Source organism: Lachnoanaerobaculum saburreum DSM 3986 (genome assembly GCF_000185385.1).
Lineage (GTDB): Bacteria > Bacillota > Clostridia > Lachnospirales > Lachnospiraceae > Lachnoanaerobaculum > Lachnoanaerobaculum saburreum.
The window spans coordinates 2,578,149-2,602,433 of the sequence record NZ_GL622296.1 but is presented as its reverse complement, the minus strand read 5'-3'; the positions used below and the strand labels follow the sequence as shown (position 1 = coordinate 2,602,433).

26 protein-coding genes are annotated in these 24,285 nt (G+C 37.0%); 21 read left to right on the top strand and 5 right to left on the bottom strand.

What is annotated here, in order from left to right; genetic code table 11:
* Positions 1-21: 21 nt before the first annotated feature.
* Positions 22-1,857 carry a translational GTPase TypA gene (gene typA, locus HMPREF0381_RS12055; protein ID WP_008752268.1) on the bottom strand — a complete coding sequence of 612 codons (1,836 nt, stop codon included), beginning with the start codon at positions 1,855-1,857 and terminating at the stop codon, positions 22-24.
* A gap of 153 nt (positions 1,858-2,010) precedes the next feature.
* Between typA and HMPREF0381_RS12050 the strand changes: the two genes are divergently transcribed.
* The 4 genes from HMPREF0381_RS12050 (at position 2,011) to HMPREF0381_RS12035 (ending at position 5,922) form a co-directional block, all read left to right on the top strand.
* Entirely contained in the window at positions 2,011-2,391 is a 381-nt protein-coding gene (locus HMPREF0381_RS12050; protein WP_008752267.1) for a GntR family transcriptional regulator, read from the top strand.
* Positions 2,388-3,287: an ABC transporter ATP-binding protein gene (locus HMPREF0381_RS12045; protein WP_008752266.1), complete on the top strand. Its 900-nt coding sequence runs from the start codon at positions 2,388-2,390 to the stop codon at positions 3,285-3,287. Before HMPREF0381_RS12050 ends, HMPREF0381_RS12045 begins: the two co-directional genes overlap by 4 nt.
* On the top strand, positions 3,262-5,430 hold the full coding sequence (locus HMPREF0381_RS12040; RefSeq protein WP_040461885.1) for a DUF6449 domain-containing protein: 2,169 nt from the start codon (positions 3,262-3,264) through the stop codon (positions 5,428-5,430). Before HMPREF0381_RS12045 ends, HMPREF0381_RS12040 begins: the two co-directional genes overlap by 26 nt.
* 222 nt (positions 5,431-5,652) lie before the next feature.
* Positions 5,653-5,922 carry a hypothetical protein gene (locus HMPREF0381_RS12035; protein WP_008752264.1) on the top strand — a complete coding sequence of 90 codons (270 nt, stop codon included), beginning with the start codon at positions 5,653-5,655 and terminating at the stop codon, positions 5,920-5,922.
* A gap of 131 nt (positions 5,923-6,053) precedes the next feature.
* Here HMPREF0381_RS12035 and HMPREF0381_RS12030 read toward each other — a convergent pair whose 3' ends face one another.
* The 3 genes from HMPREF0381_RS12030 to HMPREF0381_RS12020 are packed head-to-tail and all read right to left on the bottom strand — an operon-like array spanning position 6,054 to position 8,397.
* On the bottom strand, positions 6,054-6,857 hold the full coding sequence (locus HMPREF0381_RS12030; protein ID WP_008752263.1) for a gluconate 5-dehydrogenase: 804 nt from the start codon (positions 6,855-6,857) through the stop codon (positions 6,054-6,056).
* Positions 6,857-7,699 carry a 5-dehydro-4-deoxy-D-glucuronate isomerase gene (gene kduI, locus HMPREF0381_RS12025; protein ID WP_008752262.1) on the bottom strand — a complete coding sequence of 281 codons (843 nt, stop codon included), beginning with the start codon at positions 7,697-7,699 and terminating at the stop codon, positions 6,857-6,859. Before kduI ends, HMPREF0381_RS12030 begins: the two co-directional genes overlap by 1 nt.
* Positions 7,700-7,710: 11 nt before the next feature.
* A complete protein-coding gene (locus tag HMPREF0381_RS12020) occupies positions 7,711-8,397 on the bottom strand; it encodes a GntR family transcriptional regulator (protein WP_242824430.1) in 687 nt (228 codons plus the stop codon).
* 175 nt (positions 8,398-8,572) lie between these two features.
* On the opposite strand from HMPREF0381_RS12020, the gene HMPREF0381_RS12015 reads away from it, so the two are divergent.
* The 8 genes from HMPREF0381_RS12015 (at position 8,573) to thiI (ending at position 16,010) form a co-directional block, all read left to right on the top strand.
* Positions 8,573-9,223 (top strand): YesL family protein, encoded by a 651-nt coding sequence (locus tag HMPREF0381_RS12015; RefSeq protein WP_008752260.1) that lies wholly within the window; start codon positions 8,573-8,575, stop codon positions 9,221-9,223.
* 177 nt (positions 9,224-9,400) lie between these two features.
* Positions 9,401-10,402, top strand: coding sequence for a phosphate acetyltransferase (gene pta / locus HMPREF0381_RS12010; RefSeq protein WP_008752259.1), 1,002 nt, complete (start codon positions 9,401-9,403; stop codon positions 10,400-10,402).
* A gap of 26 nt (positions 10,403-10,428) precedes the next feature.
* Entirely contained in the window at positions 10,429-11,631 is a 1,203-nt protein-coding gene (locus HMPREF0381_RS12005; RefSeq protein WP_008753758.1) for an acetate/propionate family kinase, read from the top strand.
* A gap of 69 nt (positions 11,632-11,700) precedes the next feature.
* Positions 11,701-11,880: a 50S ribosomal protein L32 gene (rpmF, locus tag HMPREF0381_RS12000; protein ID WP_007593730.1), complete on the top strand. Its 180-nt coding sequence runs from the start codon at positions 11,701-11,703 to the stop codon at positions 11,878-11,880.
* A gap of 88 nt (positions 11,881-11,968) precedes the next feature.
* Complete coding sequence (prmA, locus tag HMPREF0381_RS11995) at positions 11,969-12,934, top strand: 50S ribosomal protein L11 methyltransferase (RefSeq protein ID WP_040461438.1); 966 nt, start codon at positions 11,969-11,971, stop codon at positions 12,932-12,934.
* Positions 12,934-13,671, top strand: coding sequence for a 16S rRNA (uracil(1498)-N(3))-methyltransferase (locus HMPREF0381_RS11990; protein WP_008752256.1), 738 nt, complete (start codon positions 12,934-12,936; stop codon positions 13,669-13,671). Before prmA ends, HMPREF0381_RS11990 begins: the two co-directional genes overlap by 1 nt.
* Positions 13,672-14,826, top strand: a complete 1,155-nt coding sequence (locus HMPREF0381_RS11985) for a cysteine desulfurase family protein (protein WP_008752255.1) — start codon at positions 13,672-13,674, stop codon at positions 14,824-14,826. It begins immediately after the preceding gene.
* A complete protein-coding gene (gene thiI, locus HMPREF0381_RS11980; RefSeq protein ID WP_008752254.1) occupies positions 14,826-16,010 on the top strand; it encodes a tRNA uracil 4-sulfurtransferase ThiI in 1,185 nt (394 codons plus the stop codon). Before HMPREF0381_RS11985 ends, thiI begins: the two co-directional genes overlap by 1 nt.
* A 38-nt stretch (positions 16,011-16,048) precedes the next feature.
* On the opposite strand, the gene HMPREF0381_RS11975 is transcribed toward thiI, so the two are convergent.
* Positions 16,049-16,282: an HPr family phosphocarrier protein gene (locus HMPREF0381_RS11975; protein ID WP_007593716.1), complete on the bottom strand. Its 234-nt coding sequence runs from the start codon at positions 16,280-16,282 to the stop codon at positions 16,049-16,051.
* Between the two features lie 135 nt (positions 16,283-16,417).
* Here HMPREF0381_RS11975 and mtaB point away from each other — a divergent pair, with 135 nt between their 5' ends.
* From mtaB to HMPREF0381_RS11930, 9 genes are all read left to right on the top strand, one after another.
* Entirely contained in the window at positions 16,418-17,797 is a 1,380-nt protein-coding gene (gene mtaB / locus HMPREF0381_RS11970) for a tRNA (N(6)-L-threonylcarbamoyladenosine(37)-C(2))-methylthiotransferase MtaB (RefSeq protein WP_008752252.1), read from the top strand.
* Between the two features lie 119 nt (positions 17,798-17,916).
* A complete protein-coding gene (locus HMPREF0381_RS11965; protein ID WP_008752251.1) occupies positions 17,917-18,174 on the top strand; it encodes an IreB family regulatory phosphoprotein in 258 nt (85 codons plus the stop codon).
* A gap of 142 nt (positions 18,175-18,316) precedes the next feature.
* Entirely contained in the window at positions 18,317-18,754 is a 438-nt protein-coding gene (ruvX, locus tag HMPREF0381_RS11960; RefSeq protein ID WP_008752249.1) for a Holliday junction resolvase RuvX, read from the top strand.
* Positions 18,744-19,016 (top strand): DUF1292 domain-containing protein, encoded by a 273-nt coding sequence (locus HMPREF0381_RS11955; RefSeq protein ID WP_008752248.1) that lies wholly within the window; start codon positions 18,744-18,746, stop codon positions 19,014-19,016. The genes ruvX and HMPREF0381_RS11955 overlap by 11 nt, the downstream gene beginning before the upstream one ends.
* 41 nt (positions 19,017-19,057) lie before the next feature.
* Positions 19,058-21,157: a ribonuclease J gene (locus HMPREF0381_RS11950; protein WP_242824429.1), complete on the top strand. Its 2,100-nt coding sequence runs from the start codon at positions 19,058-19,060 to the stop codon at positions 21,155-21,157.
* Between the two features lie 10 nt (positions 21,158-21,167).
* Positions 21,168-21,590 (top strand): endolytic transglycosylase MltG, encoded by a 423-nt coding sequence (locus tag HMPREF0381_RS11945; protein WP_008752246.1) that lies wholly within the window; start codon positions 21,168-21,170, stop codon positions 21,588-21,590.
* Positions 21,547-22,221, top strand: coding sequence for an O-methyltransferase (locus HMPREF0381_RS11940; protein WP_242824428.1), 675 nt, complete (start codon positions 21,547-21,549; stop codon positions 22,219-22,221). Before HMPREF0381_RS11945 ends, HMPREF0381_RS11940 begins: the two co-directional genes overlap by 44 nt.
* 1 nt (position 22,222) lies before the next feature.
* Positions 22,223-23,461 (top strand): peptidase U32 family protein, encoded by a 1,239-nt coding sequence (locus tag HMPREF0381_RS11935; RefSeq protein ID WP_008752244.1) that lies wholly within the window; start codon positions 22,223-22,225, stop codon positions 23,459-23,461.
* A gap of 10 nt (positions 23,462-23,471) precedes the next feature.
* Complete coding sequence (locus HMPREF0381_RS11930; protein WP_008752243.1) at positions 23,472-24,278, top strand: YdcF family protein; 807 nt, start codon at positions 23,472-23,474, stop codon at positions 24,276-24,278.
* Positions 24,279-24,285 lie beyond the last annotated feature (7 nt).

The window sequence follows — 24,285 nt, the reverse complement described above, 5'->3', positions numbered from 1 at the left end:
ATCCGATGTGGATGCCATATATTACTGTTTTGACTTGATCATTGAACGCTTCCTAAGTGTAGGGTCAAGGATCTTCTTTCGGATACGAAGACTCTTAGGAGTAACTTCCAAAAGCTCATCCGTATCGATAAACTCAAGAGATTCTTCAAGGCTCATTATTTTAGGTGTAACAAGTCTGAGTGCTTCGTCCGCACTTGATGATCTGGTGTTTGTAAGCTTCTTTGTTTTGCAGACATTGATCTCCACATCCTCAGCCTTGCCGTTTTTTCCTATAATCATGCCGGCATATACCTTCTCACCGGGACCTATAAATAGAGTACCTCGCTCCTGTGCATTAAAAAGACCGTAGGTGATAGACTCACCGCTTTCAAATGCTATAAGGGAGCCGGTTTTTCTGTAGAACATATCACCCTTATATGGTGCATATCCTTCAAATTCGGTATTCAGTATACCGTTTCCCTTTGTGTCAGTCATAAACTCCCCTCTGTAGCCTATAAGACCGCGAGACGGGATAAGAAACTGGAGTCTTGTATATCCGCCATGTGTGGGGCTCATTCCCTGAAGTTCACCCTTTCTTGAAGTAAGCTTTTGTATAACCGCACCTGAGAATTCATCAGGAACATCCACAAATGCCAGTTCAATAGGCTCCTGCCTTTGATTTCTCTCATCATAGCGGTAAATAACTTCAGCTTTGCTGACTGCAAACTCAAAGCCTTCTCTTCTCATATTCTCGATAAGGACTGAAAGATGAAGCTCACCTCTGCCTGATACCTTAAAACAATCAGGAGATTCGGTTTCCTCCACTCTGAGGCTGACATCGGTATTCAGCTCTCTAAAGAGTCTTTCACGCAAATGTCTGGATGTAATGAACTTTCCCTCTTTTCCTGCAAGAGGAGAGTCATTTACCATAAAATTCATAGAAATGGTAGGTTCTGAAATCTTTTGGAAAGGTATTGCCTCAGGGCTTTCAGGCGATGTAAGCGTATCTCCGATATGTATATCCGGGATACCCGATATAGCTACTATAGAACCTATTCTTGCTTCATTTACCTCTACTCTGTTCAGTCCCTCATACTCATAGAGTTTACCAATCTTTACCTTTTTTAATTTATCAGGATCATGGTGATTGACTAAAGCCACTTCCTGATTCACCTTAATAATACCGTTGTCAACCTTACCGACACCTATTCTGCCTACATACTCATTGTAGTCGATTGTACTGATAAGTACCTGCGGCGGTGCATCCTCATCACCTGTAGGTGCAGGTATATGCTTGATAACGGTTTCAAACAGAGGTTTCATATCCATATTTTGATCATCAATATTGTATCTTGCCCAACCGCCTCTGGCACTTGCAAATAAAAACGGGCAGTCAAGCTGTCGTTCATTGGCATCAAGGTCAAGTAAAAGCTCAAGGATCTCGTCAACCACCTCTAAAGGTCTGGCTTCTTCTCTGTCACATTTGTTAACAAGGCACAGTACATCAAGGTCAAGCTCAAGCGCTTTTCTAAGTACGAATTTGGTCTGCGGCATAGCACCTTCATAGGCATCAACCACCAGTACAACACCGTTTACCATCTTCAGAACACGTTCAACTTCGCCTCCGAAGTCTGCATGTCCCGGCGTATCTATAATATTTATTTTTATATCACCATAGTGTACAGCGGTATTTTTTGAGAGAATGGTTATTCCTCTTTCTCTTTCTATATCATTTGAGTCCATTACTCTTTCTGCCACTTCCTGATTCGCCCTAAAGACACCGCTTTGCTTTAGGAGCTGGTCAACCAGTGTAGTCTTGCCATGGTCTACATGGGCGATAATGGCAATATTTCTTATATCTTCTCTTGTTGTTATCATATATACTTCCTTATAAAAATTTACGAGTACCTATTATAGCATTATTCTGACGGATTTGCCATATAGAAAATTGCTACTTATATATTGCAATAAAGACATAAAAATGTTATATTAACTGTACTATTATGGATAATACAGTTAAAGGAGAAATCTATGATTGTGATTGACTCAAGGGATAAAAGACCTATCTATGAGCAGGTAGTGGACAAGTTGTCCGATTTAATGCTTGTGGGTGTGTTGTCGGAAGGCGATAAACTGCCGTCTGTAAGAAGTCTTGCGATGGAACTTTCAATAAATCCGAATACAATACAAAAAGCATATATTGAACTGGAGCATCAAGGATATGTATACAGTGTGAAGGGTATCGGAAGTTTTGTGTCAAATATGGATACAATAAAGACAAATAAGAAAAGAGTATTGTTTAATGAGCTTGAAGTGCTTATAGAAAAGGCAAAGAAGATTGTAGCCAAGAAAGAATTTTGTGAAAAAGTAGAGGAATTTTATCTAAGACATGAAGTAAAGGAGGGAGCATGATAGAGGCGAAGAACTTAAGTAAAAGTTTTGAAGACATCAAAGCACTTGACAATATCAATGCAAGTATAAGAGACGGTGATGTTTTCGGACTTATAGGTACCAACGGAGCAGGAAAGAGTACTTTTTTAAAGACACTTGCAGGAGTGTTAAAGCCTGACAGCGGAGAGATACTTATTGATAATGAACATGTCTTTGAAAATATAAAAGCAAAAGATAAGTTTTTTTATATTTGTGATGAGCAATATTTCTTTGCAAATACGACTGCAAAAGAGATGATAAAATTTTATTCATCCGTTTACAAAAGTTTTGATGTAAAGAAATGCGAAAGTCTTTTAAATGCTCTTGATTTGGGACTTAACAGAAAGGTCAATACTTTCTCAAAAGGAATGAAAAAACAGCTGTGTATTGCAATGGGAGTGGCGTCAAATACAAAGTATCTGCTATGTGATGAGACATTTGACGGACTTGATCCTGTGATGAGACAGGCGGTGAAAAGCCTCTTTGCAAAGGAGATGGATGAGAGAGGGTTGACACCTATAATAGCTTCACATAATTTGAGAGAACTTGAAGATATATGTGACCATGTGGGACTTTTACACAAAGGCGGAATACTTCTTTCAAAGGATGTATCCGATATGAAGCTGAATATTCATAAAATACAATGTGTATTTGAAAATGATTTTGATATGGACAGATTAAAATCATTTGATATCATGCAGATAAAAAACAGCGGTCGTGTATATACAATCACTGTGAAGGGTGATGAAGATGAGGTAAAAGCTAAGATGGAGCAACTTAATCCGGTGTTTTATGAGTTAATGGATCTTAGCCTTGAAGAGATTTTTATAAGTGAAACGGAGGTGCATGGTTATGACATCAAAAAGCTTATTTTTTAGATTGTTGAAAGAGGATTTTAAAATAAGGATTTGGACTCTTGCTGTAAGCATCCTTACATTTTTCTTTTCAGTGATTGTAGCGACGGCTATGATGATAAGCATGCATATGAGTAACAGCGGAATATACGAATATGTAAGTATTGCAAGTGATGTAGAGTTAAGCAAAATTGAGTTTGCTCAAGCTTTTTGTAAATATATAAGTATTACAAATCCCTTCTTTTCACTTGTATTTATAGGTCTTGCAATGGTAACGGCTCTGTCGGGATTTTCATATCTGTACTCAAAAAAGAAAGTGGATATGTATCACAGTTTGCCTGTAAAAAGAGAAACATTGTTTTTTATAAAGGCAATAAACGGAATTATTATAGCAATTGTACCTTTTATTGTATGTGCTTTAATCGCCTGTTTGATGATATTTATAAATACAGCACAGCCAAGTGTTATTATGGCAACCATATGGGGAATTATCGGATGGTCACTGGTGTTTTTTCTGAACTATTCTGTAGTGTTGCTTGCAATAATGCTTACAGGAAATATGCTTATAGGAATTTTGGCATGTGTATTTTTTGACTTTTATTTCCCGTCACTTTCATTTATTTTGATGGAATATCAAAAAATGTTTTTAAAGACCTGTTACAATTGCGGTTCCTTCCTTGAAAAGTTTTTACCGAATGTATCAAGCGTTATGATCGCATTCAATGCATTTAAGCTTAGTGAAATCAGTGAAATTGTGATTTCACTGATTGCCGGTATTCTTCTAATGTTTGCAAACCTGTTGCTGTACAGGAAGAGAGCTTCGGAAACTGCGGGTAAAAGTATAAGTTTCACAATAATAAAAGTACCTGTAAAGTTTATGACAGTGATTTTTATGAGTATGATGATGTATCTGCTTGCATATGAAATTATGATGGAAAGCACGGCATGGGGTATTTTCGGAGCGGTTGTAAGCGGAGTAATTACTCACTGTACAATGGAAATAATTTATAATCAGGATTTTAAGAAGATTTTTGCAAAAAAAATACAGATGCTTATCTGTATAGTGATTTCACTTATTCTTGTCGGTATATTCCAAATGGATTTGCTTGGATATGACAGATATATACCTAAGGTATCGGATATAAAGAGTGTGGCTGTAATATCTGATATTTTGGAAAGCAATGAATCACTATACTATAATAAAATTAAAGTCGGCAAGGATTCTTTCTATGCCGGCGGCAAGAATGTATATGTGGACTATGCAGATACCGACAGTATAGAATCATCATTGTTAAGTAAGACGGATATAGGAAATAAGGAAGCCGTACTTGAGCTGGCAAAACTTGGAGTTGCATCAGTGAGTGATTATTATGAGGACTCACAGAGAGTGGTAATATCATATAAGCTGAAATCGGGAAGAACTGTACAAAGAGCTTATAATATAGGTTTTCAAGATATGATTTCACAGCTGTCAAAAATATATGATGATGAAGGCTATAAAAAAAGTATTTATCCCATACTTACAGAGGATAACGATGATATAGTAAGTATAGACTTAAACGGAATAAAGGATAATGACGGTCATATAGCATTAAAGGATAATAACTTAAAAAACAGACTTATGGATGCATACAAAAAAGATTTGCTTGGTTTAAGCTATGATACCAGAATGAAGAGTTATCCTATATCCTCAATCAGATTTAATAATGAATATATGCAAAAAGCTTTGGAAGACTATATTCGTATTTCCAACGACGGTTATGATTCAATTGATAAGAAATATCCGAATGTAATGGAGGAGGTGGGATATTATCCCGTCTATCCTGAGTTTAAGGATACAATATCCATACTTAATGAAATGGGAGTTGATGCCGCAAAAACACTTCCTATAGAGGATATAGACAGAATAGAAGTAAGCCGTTATTATACACCAAGTCGGGCAGATGAGTATTACAATGAGGACAATGTGAAAGTCTTTAAAGATGCAAAAGATATAGATAAAATTCTTGGTGCCTTGGCTTTTTGTGACAGTCCGTATAAGGACAGCCTGAATGAAGATATGGATCTTAATGTCTATATTTATCTGAAGGCCGATAAAGATAATCCTTATGGAGGCTCAACATCATATCACTTTAAAAAGGGGAATGTACCTAATATAGCAAAGTAAGGGCATAGAAACTATTCACTTTGTATTAAAAATTATCTAAGTATAAAAGAATTAATTATAAAAATATACAATGAAATAATATTTTACACATTTAAAGACAATATCTTAAATATTTGTTTATTAAAAGTATTTTAAGATATTAATAATTGACAATTATACAAAAATAATATACATTGTTGACAGTTGTAAAGAGAGTATATTCTCAAGAGGGATAATAAATTTATGGATAGAAAAGCTAATATATTGGTAAGTATACTATGGGTTATAACTTCTGCTCTTGATATAGTTATATTTTTTGTAAATACATTAAATATCAGAGAAAAGGTGACCATGGCAGTACTGTTCTTGTATTCTGTTTCTGTTGCTTATGAAGGAATAAGGTCAATCATTTTGGGAACAAATATCGGTAAGAATATGGTTATTTTCAGATTAATTGTTGGGATTATAAGTATTATATTACAGAGTGTTGTCCTTATCAGGTATTTTAGGTAACATCATTAACCGATACAAATAAGCATTTCTAAAGTAGAGGTGAATGGTACTTACTAAAGGGACTGTGGGTAAAATTGGTTATAGCTTTGATATATTGAAGCTGTCAGTTTTCCACAGTCCCTTTTTTATTTTTATGGTTGCTTTCCTATATATGCCAGTATTCCGCCGTCCACATATAGTATATGTCCGTTTACAAAGTCTGAAGCACTTGAAGCTAAAAATACTACAGGACCTGCAAGGTCAAAAGGTGTTCCCCATCTGTTTGCAGGAGTTTTTGCAAGTATAAAGGAATCAAAAGGATGTTTGCTGCCGTCAGGCTGTATCTTGCGAAGCGGTGCAGTCTGTGAGGTGGCAATATACCCGGGGCCTATACCGTTACATTGAATATTGTATACACCGTATTCTGAAGCAATATTTTTTGTAAGCATTTTTAAACCGCCCTTTGCAGCTGCATAGGCACTAACGGTTTCTCTGCCAAGCTCACTCATCATGGAGCAGATATTTATAATCTTTCCGCTTCTTCTTTTTACCATACCGGGTAAAACAGCCTTTGCCATAATAAATGGAGCTATCAAATCTACATCTATAACTGAATTAAACTCCTCGACACTCATATCGGTCATAGGGATTCTTTTTATTATTCCGGCATTATTTATAAGAATATCTATTTCGCCGATATTTTTTTCAATATCGGCTACCATCTTTTTTACTTCTTCTTCATTGGTTACATCACATATATAACCGTGAGCCTCAATATTTTCTTTTCTATATGATGTGAGACCTTTTTCAAGTCCGTCTTCTGAACTGCTGTTAAACACTATCTTCGCGCCCGCATCATAGAGTGCCTTTGCCATTGCAAATCCAATCCCATGTGAAGCACCGGTGACAAGGGCCGTTTTTCCGTCAAGTCTGAAACTTTTTAAAATATTTTCCATTATCTTAAATCCTCATTTTTAATAACATCCATATCATCAAATGCCTGATTTTCGCCGCCCATTGCCCAGATAAAAGTATAGTTTGATGTACCTGCTGCCGAATGTATACTCCATGAAGGAGATATGATTGCCGTTTCATTTTTCATTACAACATGTCTTGTTTCATTAGGCTCACCCATAAGATGGAAGATAACATTGTCCTTTGGAACCTCAAAGTACATATAAATTTCCATTCTTCTCTCATGTGTATGTGCAGGCATTGTATTCCATACATTTCCCTCATCAAGAACGGTCATACCCATAGAAAGCTGTGCGGTTTGTAATACATCAGGATGTATAAACTGATTTATCACTCTCTTATTTGAAGTCTTATTATCTCCAAGAGGCTTTTTGGCGGCATCCTTTATTGATATAAATTTTGTTTTATATGAAATATGTGCAGGAGCGCTTACCATATAAAACTTTGCAGGATTGCTTTTATCAAGGCTTTTGAAAGTAACATTTTTTGTACCCTTAGTGATATAGAGGCAATCCTTATAGTCAAGTGTAAAGGTTTCATCATCTGCTGCTATTTCGCCCTTTCCTCCGATATTAAAAATACCTATCTCTCTTCTTTCAAGAAAATACTTTGTACCGAAATTTGACCATATATCAATATCCTTATCAATAGGCACCGCCTCATTAACAGGCATACATCCAAGAGTTACCATTCTGTCCACATGTGAATAAACCGCAACTACCTTATCGGGCTGATAAAGATTTTCAATAAGAAATTCATCCCTTATTTCACCTGTTGTGTAATGCTTAAAGTCTCTTTGATTTGCTGAATAACGTATGTCCATAAAATCCTCCTTTAATATGCTGTAAACATTTCATCAAATTTGTTATTTAAGGCTGCATTGACCCTTTCAATACCGCCATAAAGATGCTTTTTAACTATTTCCTCTATCTTAGAGGTATCCCTGCTTTTAATTACCTCATACATTTGTCTATGCTCAAGTATTACATGCTCATAGTTTTCACATTCAAGCATATCAAGCATGCAAAATCTTGTGTAATTGGAGTCGGATTTTCTTATCTGTTCCCACAGATAGGTATGTCCGGTTTTCTTATACCACAATTCATGCATAGACAAATCGATTTCCTTAAATTTATCCGGCTTAAAGTTTTTAGTGTTTTCATAGCTTTTAACCAGTCTGATAACGGTCTTTTCAAGTTTTTTTATATCACTGTCTGTAGCAACAGCAATGTAATCTTTGAGTACCATGCTCTCAAGTGCAAATCTTTCATAGATTATCTGCTTGACTATTTCCATATTTATCATGGATACCCTTGAACCGCTCTTTGGAATAATATCTACAAGCCCCGCTCCGGAAAGCCTTGAAAGCACTGCACGTATGGGAGTTCTGGAAACATTGTACTTTGTACATAGGCTGTTTTCACTTATAAGTCTGCCGGGCTTTAAGTTTAACATCAATATATCATTTTCTATTTCCGAGTATATATTTTGAACGGTAGAAATACTCATACCCCCTTTCATACACAAATTAACCTTGTATGCAAGCATTATTTTATGCTATGATTAACAGGCTTATAAGACCATAATATAACAGAGATTTTAATAAGTCAATCGAAAACTTGTATCCAAGATTTAAATAAACTTGTATCCAAGAAACCGGAATAACTGTTTGATAAATTTTAACAAGGAGAAATATATGGGCGGATTTTTTAATTATGATAATCCTGTATGGAGATTTGTGGGAAGAATATGGGATCTGTTTATTTTAAACTTGCTTTGGGTGATATGCTCTATACCGATAATAACCTTCGGAGCGGCTACAACAGCAATGTATTACTGCACCTTAAAAGTAGCAAAAGACCGTGACAGCGGAGGAATGTTTAGGATGTTCTTTCACAGCTTTAAAGACAATATAAAGCAGTCTACTCTCATCTGGATAATAATGGCTGTGACAGGCGGTATACTTTTCTTTGATATAAGGTTTTTCAGTATTTACGCACCTATACAAAATACATTTATAAGAATGATAATATTTACAGTCACCTGCTTTTTGATGCTGTTATGGTTATTTATATTTCTATATGTATTTCCTATACAGGCAAAGTTTATCAATCCGATAAAACAGACTTTCAAGCTTGCGCTGTTTATGTCAATCAAGCATCTTGTAAGAACTGTAATAATACTTTCAGGAAGTATTGTTATACTTGTAGTTGTGTATTATCTGATAATGAGATTGCCCGGAGTAATGTCTATGCTTGTGCTGGTACTGGGTTCAGGAATATCATTGTTTCAGGCAAGCCAGTTCAATATGGTTTTTGATAAATATATAAATGAAGAGAATGAATAAAAAAGAGTAATGTACATGATTTTAGACATTTTGTTATTTTATTAACCAATCTTAATGCTTGTATTGTGGCTTTTTTTTTACTATACTATAAGATATATTAGCTTGTGAGAGCTTTTGCCCTGCAATAAAGCGGGATAAACATCAGCTATATGCTGTTAACGGAAAGGGATATGTCATATGTCAATGATGGATCAACTAAGAGAGAGAGCAAAAAAGAGTAAGAAAACTATAATATTACCGGAGTCAATGGATAAGAGAACCTTCAAGGCTGCCCAAACAATCTTGAAAGACGGTTTGGCAAACCTGATAATTATAGGAACACCGCAGGAAGTGGAGGAGTATTCAAAAGGGTTTGATATTACGGGAGCAACTATAATTGATCCGAATACCTATGAGAAAACAGAAGAATATGAGGATCTCTTTGTAGAACTTAGAAAGTCAAAGGGACTTACTCATGAAGATGCAAGAAAGCAAATGTTAAGTGATTATACAACTTATGGATGTCTGATGCTTAAGGCGGGAGATGCGGACGGACTTGTAAGCGGTGCCTGTCATTCAACAGCCAATACATTAAGACCTGCATTACAGATAATTAAGACAAAACCCGGTACAAAACTTGTTTCGGGATTCTTTGTGATGGAAGTGCCGAACTGTGAGTTCGGTGAGAACGGTGTATTTGTATTTGCGGATTGTTCACTTGAGCAAAATCCCGACCCTGAGAAGCTTGCAGCTATTGCACTCTCATCAGCGGAAAGCTTTAAGTTTTTGGTAGGAAAAGAACCGAAGGTTGCAATGCTCAGCCATTCATCAAAAGGAAGTGCAAAGCATGATGATGTAACAAAGGTTGTAGAGGCTACAAAGATTGCAAAAGAGCTTGCCCCGAATCTTTGTCTTGACGGAGAGCTTCAGCTTGATGCCGCAATTGTTCCCGAGGTAGGAGAGGCAAAGGCACCGGGTTCACCTGTAGCGGGACATGCAAATGTACTTGTATTCCCTGATCTTGATGCCGCAAATATCGGATATAAGCTTGTTCAAAGACTTGCAAAGGCAAATGCATACGGACCGATGTGTCAAGGTATTGCAAAGCCTGTAAATGATCTTTCAAGAGGATGTTCGGCTGAGGACATAGTCGGTGTAGTTGCAATCACAGCAATTCAGGCTGCCGGAGAAGATAAATAAATTAAATACAAGGAATGGAGTTTCTTATGAAAAATATTTTAGTTATAAACTGTGGTAGTTCATCACTTAAATATCAGCTTATAAATATGGAAAATGAAGAGCCTCTGGCAAAGGGATTATTTGAGAGAATAGCAATCCCCGGATCAAAGCTTACACATGAGCCTATCGGCAGGGATAAGTATATTGTGGAAAAAGATGTAAAGGATCATACGGAAGCTATTGCACTTGTATTTGAGGCACTTACAGATAAGGAGCATGGAGTAATAAAAGATGCAAGTGAAATTGCCGCTGTCGGACACAGAGTCGTACAGGGTGGAGTAAAGTATCCCGAGTCTGTTGTTATCGATGATGAGGTAAAGGCGGAGATAAAAAAGTACTGTGACCTTGCACCGCTTCACAATCCTGCAAACCTTATGGGCATTGAAGCTGTAGAAAAGGCAATGCCGGGAATTACAAATGTGGCGGCATTTGACACATCTTTCGGTATGGGAATGCCACAGAAAGCGTATAAGTATGCTATTCCAAGTGAGTACTATGACAAGTATCATATCAGAAGATACGGATTCCATGGTACAAGCCATATGTATGTATCACATGAGGCGGTTGAGTTTGCAAATCTTGACAAAGACAGTGCAAAAGTTATAGTATGTCATCTCGGAAACGGTGCTTCAATTTCAGCATCTGTCGGGGGTAAATGTGTAGATTCATCAATGGGTCTTACTCCGCTTGAGGGTCTTATCATGGGTACAAGATCAGGTGATATCGACCCTGCAATTGTACAGTATATATGTGACAAAGAGAACAGAAGTGTTGATGAGGTACTTGATATTCTTAATAAGAAATCGGGTGTTCTCGGAATGAGCGGCGGTATATCATCAGACTTCAGAGATGTGGAGAATGCCGCAGCAGACGGTAATGAGCTTGCACAGGTGGCACTTGAAGCATTCAGATATAGAATTATCAAGTATGTCGGTGCTTATATAGCGGCAATGGGAGGAGTGGATGCCATCTGCTTTACTGCCGGTGTAGGTGAGAATGATAAGGAAACAAGAAGGATTGTAGGAAATGCTTTCGGATATCTCGGTGCCAAGATTGATGAGAAGGCGAATGATGTTCGCGGCAAGAGAACTATGATTTCAACTCCCGACTCTAAGATTAAGCTTATCCTTATGCCGACAAATGAGGAATTGGCTATAGCCAGAGACGCTTACAGATTGGCAAAAAAATAATATTGACAAGAGAAACCTTTACTATTATAATGAAACAAGTTTTGTGACTCGAGATAAGGAGGTGAAAGAATGTCAATTTGTCCAAAGAATAAAACATCTCGCGGTAGAAGAGATAAGAGAAGAGCTAACTGGAAGATGTCGGCTACAAGTCTTGTAAAATGTCCTAAGTGTGGAGAGTTAATGCTTCCTCATAGAGTTTGTAAGGCATGTGGTTCATATAACAAGCGTGAAATAGTAACAGTAGACTGATATTTTCTACTGATTGGAATAACAGGGTTGCCACATGGCAACCCTGTTATTCTTTTATGGCATGATTAAAAGAGAGGAAACAGCTTATATGAAGTGGGAGAAGTATACTCTTATTACAAAGACTGATACGGTGGATATTATCAGTGCATCACTTGGAGATGTAGGTGTGGAAGGTATTGAGATAGAAGACAATGTACCGCTGACAGCCGAGGAAACAAAGGGAATGTTTATAGATATTTTGCCGCAGCTTCCAAAGGATGAAGGTATAGCAAAGGTAAGCTTTTATCTGGACTCTGAGGCGGACAATACAAGACTTTTGGAAGATATCCAAAATACATTGGAAGAACTTAAAGAATTTTGTGATATCGGTGACGGTGTGCTTATAAAGTCTGAAACTGAGGACAAGGACTGGATAAACAACTGGAAACAGTACTTTAAGCCTTTTTTTGTAGGTGATATACTGATAAAGCCTACATGGGAAGAGATACCGAAAGGTGCAAAATATAAGACAATTATACAGATAGATCCTGGAACCGCATTCGGTACAGGCTCACATGAGACCACCAGGTTGTGTATACTGGCACTTGAAAAGTATCTTAGGACAAAGCCTGAGGCTAAGGTACTTGATATAGGAACCGGAAGCGGAATACTCGGTATTGCGGCATTAAAGCTTGGAGCGGAGTGTGTATTCGGAACGGACCTTGATGATATGGCGATAGATGCTGTCATGGAGAATATGATAAGCAATGAAATAGGCATGACTGAATTTGTAGCGGTATGTGGAGATATATTGACTGATGAGAATATAATGGATATGGCAGGCTATGAAAAGTTTGATATAGTGACGGCAAATATTTTAGCTCCGGTTATCATAGAACTTATAAAGACCGTAGCAAAACATATGAGAAAAGGCGGAATATTCATTACATCCGGAATAATAGATACAAAGGAAGCTGATGTAGTACTTGCTTTTAAAAAGAGTGAGGACTTTGAAATCCTTGATATAAATCATCTGGGAGAGTGGGTCAGTATTGTGGCAAAAAAGAGGGGATAATGTATCATTTTTTTGTAGAAGAAGAACAGGTAAATGGTGAAAATGCATATATATCCGGCAGTGATGTAAATCATATAGTAAATGTCCTGAGGATGAAGATTGGTGAAGAACTTTTAATCAGTGTAAAAGGCGATTGGGATTATCTTTGTAAAATAGAAGAGATAGAAAATGACAGGGTGAACCTAAAATTACTTGAGAGTATGGAACAAAGAGAATTGCCGATAAAGCTTACATTGCTACAGGGTATCCCGAAATCGGATAAAATTGAAATGATAATACAAAAGGCGATAGAACTGGGTGTAAGTGAAATAATACCTGTGAAGACAAACAGAGTTGTAGTAAGGATAGATAAAAAGAAGACACAAGCCAAAGTAAACAGGTGGAATGCTATTGCACAGAGTGCGGCAAAGCAGTCAAAAAGAAGTATTATTCCAAAAGTATTAAATCCACAGACTCTTGATAATGCACTTGAAATAGTAAAGGATTATGGTGTAAAATTATTACCTTATGAGAATGCAGACGGGATTAAAAAGACTAAGGATATACTTAACAGTCTGAATAGCAAAAATAATATAGCTGTTTTTATCGGACCTGAAGGCGGTTTTGAAGAGGCTGAAGTAAAAAAGTCTACAGACTCAGGTTTTGAAGTGATTACACTTGGTAAAAGAATCCTAAGGACTGAAACGGCGGGACTTGCATTACTCAGTAATATAATGATTAGATTGGAAGAAGAATAGATGAACGCATATTTTGACAACTCGGCTTCTACAAAAGTAAGTGAAAAAGCCATAGATATAATGTTAAAGACTATGAGAGAGGACTATGCAAATACAAGCGCAAAGCATATAAAGGGAGTGGAGGCTGAAAAATATATAAAGGATGCCTCTGAGACAATAGCAAAGACTCTCAAAGTAAAAAAAAATGAAATAATCTTTACATCAGGTGGAACCGAGTCAAATAATATGGCAATTATAGGCACCGCTATGGCAAAACAAAGACTTGGAAAGCATATAATAATATCCGGAATAGAACATCCTGCCGTATATATGCCGGCAACATTTCTGTCACAAGAGGGTTTTGAGTTGACTGTATTACCTGTAGACAAAACAGGGAGAGTGGACCTTGAGGTATTAAAAGAAAGCATAAGAGAAGATACTATACTTGTTTCAGTCATGTATGTAAATAATGAAATCGGAGCCGTAGAGCCTATTGATGAAATATCAAAGATAATAAAAAGCAGGAATGCAAATACTCTCTTTCATGTAGATGCTATACAGGCATATACAAAGTTCAGAATAAATCCTAAAATACAGGGAATTGATATGCTCTCGGTATCGGCTCATAAGTTCCATGGTCCGAAAGGAGTAGGTTTTTTATATATTGACAGTAATGTGAAGATAAATCCTATTATCTTCGGAGGCGGACATCAAAGGGGAATGAGAAGCGGTACTCTAAACACCACCGGAATAGCCGGAATGGCGGTGGCGGCAAAGGAAGCCTATGACGAGTTTGAAAAGAGAGTGGAAAAGATAAAGAGTCTTAAGTATTATCTGATGGATGAACTTGAGAAAATAGACGGAGCCGTATTAAATACCGGCAGAGGTGAGAATTTTGCACCGCAGATTATCAGTGTATCTTTTGAAGATATTCGTGCAGAGGTCTTATTACATGCCTTGGAAGACAGAAGAATATATGTTTCAAGCGGTTCTGCCTGTTCTTCAAATCATCCGGGTATATCGGGAACGCTTAAGGCTGTAGGAGTCGGAGAAGATTTATTGGATGCGACTATAAGGATTTCTCTATCAGAACTCAATAATATGGAAGAGGCTAAGTATTGTATAGAGAACTTAAGAGAACTCTTGCCGCTTCTTAGAAAATTTGTGAGGAAATAATGAAGTACAAATCATTTTTAATTAAATATGGTGAAATAGGTGTAAAGGGCAAGAACAGATATATGTTTGAAGATGCTCTGATGAAGCAAATAAGAATTGCACTAAAGGATGTTGACGGCAAATTTTTTGTATCAAAGGAGCTTGGCAGAATCTATGTGGATACGGACGGAGATTATGACTATGAGGATACCATAGACAGACTTGGCAGGGTGTTCGGAATAGTCGGTATATGTCCGATGGTAAGAATTGAATCAAAAGATTATGAAAACCTGAAAAAAAGAGTGGTTGAATATGTAGACGAAGTATATCCGGACAAGAACTTTACCTTTAAGGTGGATACCAGAAGGGCGGACAAGAGCTTCCCCGGAACTTCCGAGAGCATAAATGCAGAGCTTGGAGAAGTTATTTTAAATGCCTTTCCCGAAATAAAAGTAAATGTCAGAAAGCCTGATGTACTTATCAAGGTGGAGATAAGGACATATATCAATATATATTCACTTGAGATAGAGGGACCCGGAGGAATGCCTGTAGGCACAAACGGCAGAGCAATGCTTTTGCTTTCAGGCGGTATCGACTCGCCTGTAGCAGGATATATGATTGCAAAAAGAGGTGTGAGAGTGGAAGCGGTATATTTTCATGCACCTCCTTATACCTCTGAGAGAGCAAAGAGAAAGGTAATAGAGCTTGCACAGCTTGTAGCAATGTACAACGGACCTCTCAACTTGCATATAATCAATTTTACGGATATTCAACTTGCAATATATGAGAACTGTCCACATGATGAGCTGACAATCATTATGAGAAGATATATGATGAAGATTGCGGAAAGAATAGCTGTAGAAAACGGAGATCAGGCACTTATTACAGGGGAGAGTATAGGACAGGTGGCATCCCAGACAATTCAGTCACTGTTTAGCACAGATGCGGCTGCCACATTGCCTGTATTCAGACCGCTGATAGGATTTGATAAGCAGGAAATTGTGGAGATTTCAGAAAAAATAGGTACTTATGAGACTTCTATACAGCCGTATGAGGATTGTTGTACAATATTTGTGGCAAAGCATCCGGTGACAAAGCCCATATTGGCTGATATCGAAAGGTCTGAAGAAAAACTTGAGGGAATTATAGACGAACTTTTAGAAAGGGCGTTGGAAAGTAAGGAAAGAATTTTAGTGAAAGCCTAAAAAAGTCTGACAGAAAAATCTGTCAGACTGAAAGAATATTATTTGATGATATATGGGGAGAGTGCCTCAAGTATCTGCTCTACATTATCCTCAGCATGAATATTAAGATCGATAGGCTTTGATAAGTCTAAGCTGAAGATACCCATTATTGACTTTGCATCTATAACATATCTTCCTGAAACCAAGTCAAAGTCTACATCGTACTTAGCCAATTCATTAACAAATGACTTTACTTTGTCAATAGAATTAAGGGAAATCTGAACTGTTTTCATATAATCCTCCATTATAAAAAATATTATGTAAATGCAACAGATACTTAAAAGTATTTGCGCATTTAGTTCTGCCTATATCCTATATAAATTTTATAGTAAAGTCAATGATATTTGAAAAAGTTAGAAAGGATTTTTATGAAAACGGTTGCTTTTCATACACTTGGCTGTAAGGTAAATACCTATGAAACAGAGGCCATGCAACAGCTTATGGAAGCCGCAGGTTATAGATGTGTGGATTTTGGCGAGAAAGCGGATATATATATTATCAATACCTGTTCCGTAACAAATATTGCAGACAGAAAGTCAAGACAGATGCTTCACAGGGCAAGAAAGATGAATGAGGATGCCATAGTAGTGGCGGCAGGATGTTATGTGGAATCTGCAAAGAAAAGAATTGATGAGGATCTAAGCATCGACATAATTGTAGGAAACAATAACAAAAATGAAATTGTAAATATAATAAATGAGTATTTGCAGGACAAGAATGAAAATAAATTTATAATAGATATAAATAAAAGTTCAGATTATGAGGAGTTTCATATAAGTAAGATAAATGACCACACAAGGGCTTTTATCAAGGTGCAGGACGGTTGCAATCAGTTTTGCTCATACTGTATTATCCCCTTTACAAGGGGGAGAGTGCGAAGCAGAAAGATGGAGAATATCATAGAAGAAGTGAAAAAGTTTGCCGATTCAGGATATAAGGAAGTTGTGCTTACAGGGATACATCTTTCTTCTTATGGGATTGACTTCTTAGATGAGTCATATAATAAGAGAATGGAGTGGCTTACCGCAAGAGAGGAAAGTGATGAGGAATTTGTTAAAAAAAATGAGTTGCTTAATTTGATAGAAAATATATCTGAAGTAGACGGCATAGAAAGAATTCGTATAGGTTCACTTGAACCGAGAATCATCAAAGAAGATTTTATAAAGAGTCTTGGTAATATAGATAAGTTTTGCCCGCATTTTCATCTAAGCCTGCAAAGCGGATGTGATAAAACTCTAAAGAGTATGAACAGAAAGTACAGTGTAGATGAGTTTTATAAAGGAGTGGAAATTATAAGAAAATATTTTGACTCTCCGGCAATCACTACAGATATTATTGTAGGTTTTCCCGGAGAAAGTAAGCTTGACTTTGAAGAGAGCAAAAATTTTATAGAAAAAGTAAAATTCTATGAAACACATATTTTCCCGTACTCGATAAGAGAAGGTACAAAGGCGGCAAATATGCCGCAGGTGGACGGCAATGAAAAGGCAAAAAGGGCAAATATCTTAAGTGAAATCAATCTCGTCAATCAAAGAGAGTTTAGAAAACTTAGACTTGGTAAGGCGGATGAAATGCTCTGTGAAGAGAACTTCATAAAGGATAATATAGAGTATTATACAGGTTATACAAAGGAATATGTAAAGGTTGCCGTTTTAAAGGGTGAACTTAAGGCAAATGATATTGTTAGAGGTAAAATAGTAAAATTTCTGACTGATGATATACTGTTGATGGAGAAAGAGGCGGATTAACATATAATAGTATGAAAATACATATACTATAATTCTGTTTTCTGAACTTTTAAATTATATTGCAATATAACCTGCAATCGTGGTAAAATAAACTTTATTAGAGAAGGAAGCGTGATAACATGGATGTTCAAAATACACAATATTTTAGAGCAGTACAAGAAAATAAAATGGATGTCAAAGAAGTGTTGAGGCGAGTTTATAAGGCTTTAACAGAAAAGGGATATAACCCGTTAAATCAGATAGTTGGCTATGTGATGTCAGGAGATCCGACTTATATCACGAGTCACAAGAGTGCAAGAAGTCTTATCATGAAGGTGGAGCGTGATGAGATAGTTGAAGAGTTATTAAAAAGTTATATTGAGAAAAATCTTAGCTGAACTTTTTAAGATAAATCTTAAAGCCGCGTGATGGACCTTATGAGGCTGGGTCATACAATAAAACATATTTTAAATATGGGTAAGATGTATGAAGAAGTTTGCTTTGAAGGTAGGCTTCTTTTTATAGTTTGGAGAGAAAAAGGTGGATTTAAAAGAAAGAATCATGGGACTTGATTATGGTTCAAAGACTATAGGTGTAGCTATAAGTGATTCATTGGGACTTACAGCACAGCCGTTTGAAACCATTGAGAGAAGTAAAGAAAATAAACTTAGAAGATCTCTTGCAAAGATTGCAAAGATTGTAGAAGAAAAAAATATAAAAAAAATAGTGGTAGGACTGCCTGTCAATATGAACGGTAGAAGAGGAAAAAGGGTGTCACTTACATTGGAGTTTGTAGAGAAGTTAAAACAAAGAGTGGATGTACCTATTATAATGCAGGATGAAAGACTGACTACGGTGGAGGCTGATGAAATACTGGATGAGTCCGGCGTAAAGAAAGAGAATCGAAAGCAGTTTATTGATATGGTTGCGGCAGGTATTATTTTGAGAGAATATATGGAGAAAGAAAATGGAAAATAACAGGATATCTTTTTTATCGGAAGACGGTGAAAATATTGAGTTCAGCATTATAGAAGAAACAAAGATAAACGGTATAAGCTATATACTTGTTACAGACAGCTTTGAAGATGAAAACGGAGAATGTTATATAATGAAGGATATTTCAAACAGTGAAGCAAAAGATGCCGAATATATCTTTGTAGAAGATGAAGAAGAGCTGAATTCTGCATTTGAGATATTTGAAAAGATGACGAATGATGATGATATAGATATTGTAAGATAGTCTGTATCTTTTGATATATTAGAGTTAGAAAGGAATAAGTTTTGAACGAGAATGAAAAAAATCCTTTGCTGAATATGCAAAGAATAATGCAAGAGAGCAAGGAATTAAGTGAGGCCGGGACAACAGGTGATACACCTGAAAAAAAGGTCAAAAAAGAAAGAACTGTAAATGCGAGGCTAAAGCATGAACAGGGGATTAGAAGAAAAAACACCGCCAATGAAGGAAATGCATCGGAAGTCGGCACAGGAAATATTGCAGAAGAAAAGTTGGCTGAAAAAAAGCCTGTAAGAAGAACTGCCGCCAAAAGAGTGAGGAATGCTGAAAACAAGGAAACGGTTGATACAAATGAGGTATCGGGTGAGATGAAAAAATCTGTAGCCAGATATGTAGCTCCTACAGACAGGGTTGTACCGACTTTGGCGGAGCAGGTGTCAAATATACTTATGGAAAATACCAACAAAAAAAGAAGGGGCAGAATCAAAAAGACAAGTAAGAAGATAAAGATAATACCGCTTGGCGGACTTGAGCAAATAGGTATGAATATCACTGCATTTGAGTATGAGGACAGTATCATGGTGGTTGACTGCGGTCTTGCATTCCCAAGTGACGATATGCTTGGAATAGATCTTGTAATACCTGATATCACATATCTTAAGGACAATTATTTGAAGGTAAAAGGGTTTTGTATAACACATGGTCATGAGGATCATATAGGTGCTTTACCATATATTTTAAAGCAACTGAATGTGCCGGTTTACGGTACAAAGCTTACCTGTGCGCTTATTGATAAGAAACTGAAAGAACATCAGATAGATGATACTGCAAAATTAAATGTAGTAAAGTATGGTGATGTGGTAAAGCTTGGGGATTTTAAGGTTGAATTTGTAAAGACAAACCACTCCATAGCGGATGCTGCGGCACTGGCCATACACTCTCCGGCAGGTACCGTTTTCCATACAGGTGATTTTAAGGTGGACTATACGCCGGTATTCGGCGATCCGGCGGATCTTGGAAGAATGGCGGAGATTGGAAAGCAGGGTTGCCTTGCAATGCTTTGCGACTCTACAAATGCGACCAGACCGGGCTTTACAATGTCTGAAAGAACTGTAGGTAAGACTTTTGATATGATATTTGCCGAACATAAGGACAGCAGGATAATTGTGGCTACTTTTGCTTCAAATGTGGACAGAGTGCAGCAGATAATCAATACTGCATATAAATATGACAGAAAAGTGGTGGTGGAAGGCAGAAGTATGGTCAATGTTATAGGAACTGCCGCAGACCTCGGATATATCGACATTCCTGAGGGTACACTTATTGATATAGACCACTTAAAGGACTATCCGCAGGAAAAGACAGTTATTATCACTACAGGAAGTCAGGGAGAATCTATGGCCGCACTTTCAAGAATGGCTTCTTCTGTACATAGAAAGGTGGAGATATCAACCGAGGACGTTGTAATTATGAGTTCGACACCTATCCCCGGAAATGAAAAGGCGGTTTCAAAGGTCATTAATGAGCTTTCTATGAAGGGAGCGGAGGTTATCTTTCAGGACACACATGTATCAGGTCATGCCTGTCAGGAAGAAATCAAGCTTATGTACTCACTTTTAAAGCCTAAGTTTGCACTGCCTGTACATGGTGAATACAGACATCTGATGGCAGGAAGAGGGCTTGCAGAGGCTGTGGGTATACCAAGTGAAAATGTACTGATAATGTCAAGCGGTGATGTGGTGGAGCTTAGTGAATATTCCTGCAAGACGGTGGGTCATGTAGAAGCCGGCGGAGTCTTTGTAGACGGACTTGGTGTAGGTGATGTTGGAAATATTGTACTTCGTGATAGGCAAAGCCTGTCACAAAATGGTATAATAATAGTTGCAATGAGCCTTGAGCATGGAACCAACAGACTTCTCTCAGGTCCCGACATAGTATCAAGAGGATTTGTATATGTGAGAGAGTCTACAGATTTGATGAATGAGGCAAGTGCAGTAGTAAGGGAAGCGGTAGCGGACTGTCTTCATGCCAGAATCACAGACTGGGCAAAGATAAAGAATGTGGTAAGAGATTCTTTGAGCGAATTTTTGTGGAAGAGGATGAAGAGAAATCCGGTAATATTGCCGATAATAATGGAGGTACATTAAAGGGTACTAAATGAGCAAAGAAACTACATCTGATATATCTAATAATATATCTAAAAAGAAGACAAAAAAAAGAGTAACTTCTTTTTTGGGAAGAATTGTAACATATATAATGTTGCTGATAATGCTGGTGGGCATACCGTTTTCTTTCCAATTCGGACATAGTATATTTTATGCATCAAGTGTGGACTCACCTCCGGGAAGAAATGTAGAAATGACTATAGAAGACGGTATGAGTTTCGGCAAATTGGCAGATAAGCTGTATGAAAACGGCGTTATAGGAAATAAACTCTCATTTGAGATACAGGCTAAATTTTTTGATATCAGAATGCATTCAGGTGAGTATACATTCAACACATCACAGACATCAAGACAGATACTTGAGATGATTGATGACGGTAAGTCGGGGAACAAGAACAATGATAACAAATCCTAAAGTGTTGGAGTATCTTGATATTATCTCTCCTCTGAATTCAAGTGTGGCGGAAGAGATAAGAGCCAAGGCTAAAAAAAACTATATACCGATTATAAAAAGAGATACTGAAAATCTTTTAAAGTTTGTTTTGAAGATGCAAAATCCCGGTTCTATTTTGGAGATTGGCTGTGCAATAGGGTATTCAGCTATAGTTATGCTTGAAAATTCAAATGCAAATATATGGACTGTTGAAAAAATGCCTGATAGAGTTGAGGAAGCGAAAAGGAATATAAAATATGCCGGCTTTGAAAGCAGAATAAAGATATTGGAAGGTGATGCCGATGATATACTGAAGAGTCTGGCGGATAAGCATAAGAAATTTGATTTTATCTTTATGGATGCCGCCAAGGCACAGTATATCATGTGGTTACCCATAGTAAAGGAACTTTTAAAAGAGGCGGGAATGATTTTCTCAGATAATTGTTTGCAAGAGGGAGACTTATTGGAGTCTTCCTTTGCAATAAGAAAAAGAGACAAGACAATATATAAGAGAATGAGAGAGTATATATATCTTCTTTTACATGATGAGACACTGGATTCATGGATTTTTTCAATAGGAGATGGAGTTTTACTGAGTAGAAGCAGGAGGTAAATTGAGAAATTTGGAACTTTTGATACCGGCAGGCAATCTTGAAAACCTGAAGGTGGCGATAGATTATGGTGCAGATGCGGTATATATAGGAGGTGAATTTTTCAGCCTGAGAGCCAAGGCAAAAAATTTCACAAAAGAGGATATGAAAGCAGGTATAGAATATGCACATGACAGAGGTAAAAAGGTCTATGTAACGGCAAATATCCTTGGACATAATGATGACTTGGAAGCGGCAAGGTCTTACTTTAATGAATTAAAAGAAATCGGACCGGATGCCCTTATAATATCGGATCCCGGAATATTCACTATAGCAAAGGAAGTCTGGCCACAGGTGGATATACATATTTCCACACAGGCTAATAATACAAACTATGCCACATATCTTTTCTGGTGGAAGCTTGGAGCAAGTAGAGTGGTTACGGCTAGAGAGCTTTCACTAGAGGAGATAAGGAAAATAAGGGAAAATATACCTGAGCAAATGGAGATTGAAACATTTGTACATGGAGCTATGTGTATGTCATACTCGGGCAGATGTCTGCTCAGTAACTTCTTTACAGGAAAGGATGCCAACAGAGGTGAATGTACTCACTCCTGTAGGTGGAAGTATTCCGTGGTGGAGGAGAAAAGACCGGGTGAATATATGCCGGTATATGAGAATGAAAGAGGCACATACATTTTCAATTCAAAAGATCTTTGCATGATTGAATATATTCCGGATTTGATAGAGGCGGGGATTGACAGTTTTAAGATAGAGGGCAGGATGAAAACTGCACTCTATGTAGCCACAGTAGCAAGGACATACAGAAAGGCTATAGATGACTGTTTAAAGTCGGTGCAAACTTTTAAAGAAAATCTGGAGTGGTACAAGTCAGAGATAGGGAAGTGTACCTACAGAGAGTTCACCACAGGATTTTTCTTCGGCAAGCCCGACAGTGACACACAGATATATGACAGCAATACCTATGTGAAGAACTACATATATATAGGTACTGTAAACAGTGTAGATAAAGAGGGCAGAGCAATATTCAATCAAAAGAACAGATTTTTTGTAGGCGACAGTATTGAAGTTATGAAAAAAAACGGTGAAAATATATCACTTAAAGTAGAGTCTATAGAAAATGAAAAGGATGATAAGATGGAGAGTGCTCCGCATCCTATGCAACTTTTGAAGGTTACATTTGATAAGCAGGTAGTCGAAGAAGGAGATATACTAAGAGTTTATAATCCTGAAGGGCAGTAATGGAGGTATAATGGTTGCATTTATACTGGCAATATTATGTGGGATATATGGAACGATTGTTATTTCTATGACAGGATTTGTGGAATTACAAAGTTATATATGGTATGGATTTGCATTTGTATTTTTTGCTATGGGCAAACTAATCAAATTTTATCTGAATAAGAGAATTCCATTGTGGTCTGTGGTATCTGTCTATACTTTGGCGACTCTTGGAATTCTTATTTTTATTATAACATCAATACAGATAAGTCTTTCATTGCCGAAAGAAGATGAGCCGGGGCTTGACTTTTTGATTATTTTAGGAACAAAGCCGGATTTAGAAAAGAAAGGAAGCGAATGTAAATATAGACTGGATAAGGCCATAGAATATATTGACAATAATCCTGATACAATAATAGTTATAAGCGGTGGAATCGGTAGAGATAAAAAAATAGAGTCTATGGAGATGGCGGATTACCTTATAAAAAACGGTATAGATAAAAATAATATTTTGGTCGAAATACAGTCACATAATACCAGACAAAATTTGATATATTCTAAAGCGTTGATTGACAGGTATAATTCCGATATCAAAAGAAGAACGGATATTACAATAGTAAATGATATGGGACCGGTGCTTGAGGTTGAAGACAAACCTCAAACTATAGGTATTTTGACAAACGATTTTCATATTTTCAGATCAATGTTGATTGCAAAAAGAGTAGGATATACACAAGTTTATCCGATCAGTGCAAGATCTAACAGGGTTTTATATTTACATATGCTTGTGAGAGAGACATTTGCGATTTTTAAGTACAAATTTTTGGAATACATATAAGGAGAAA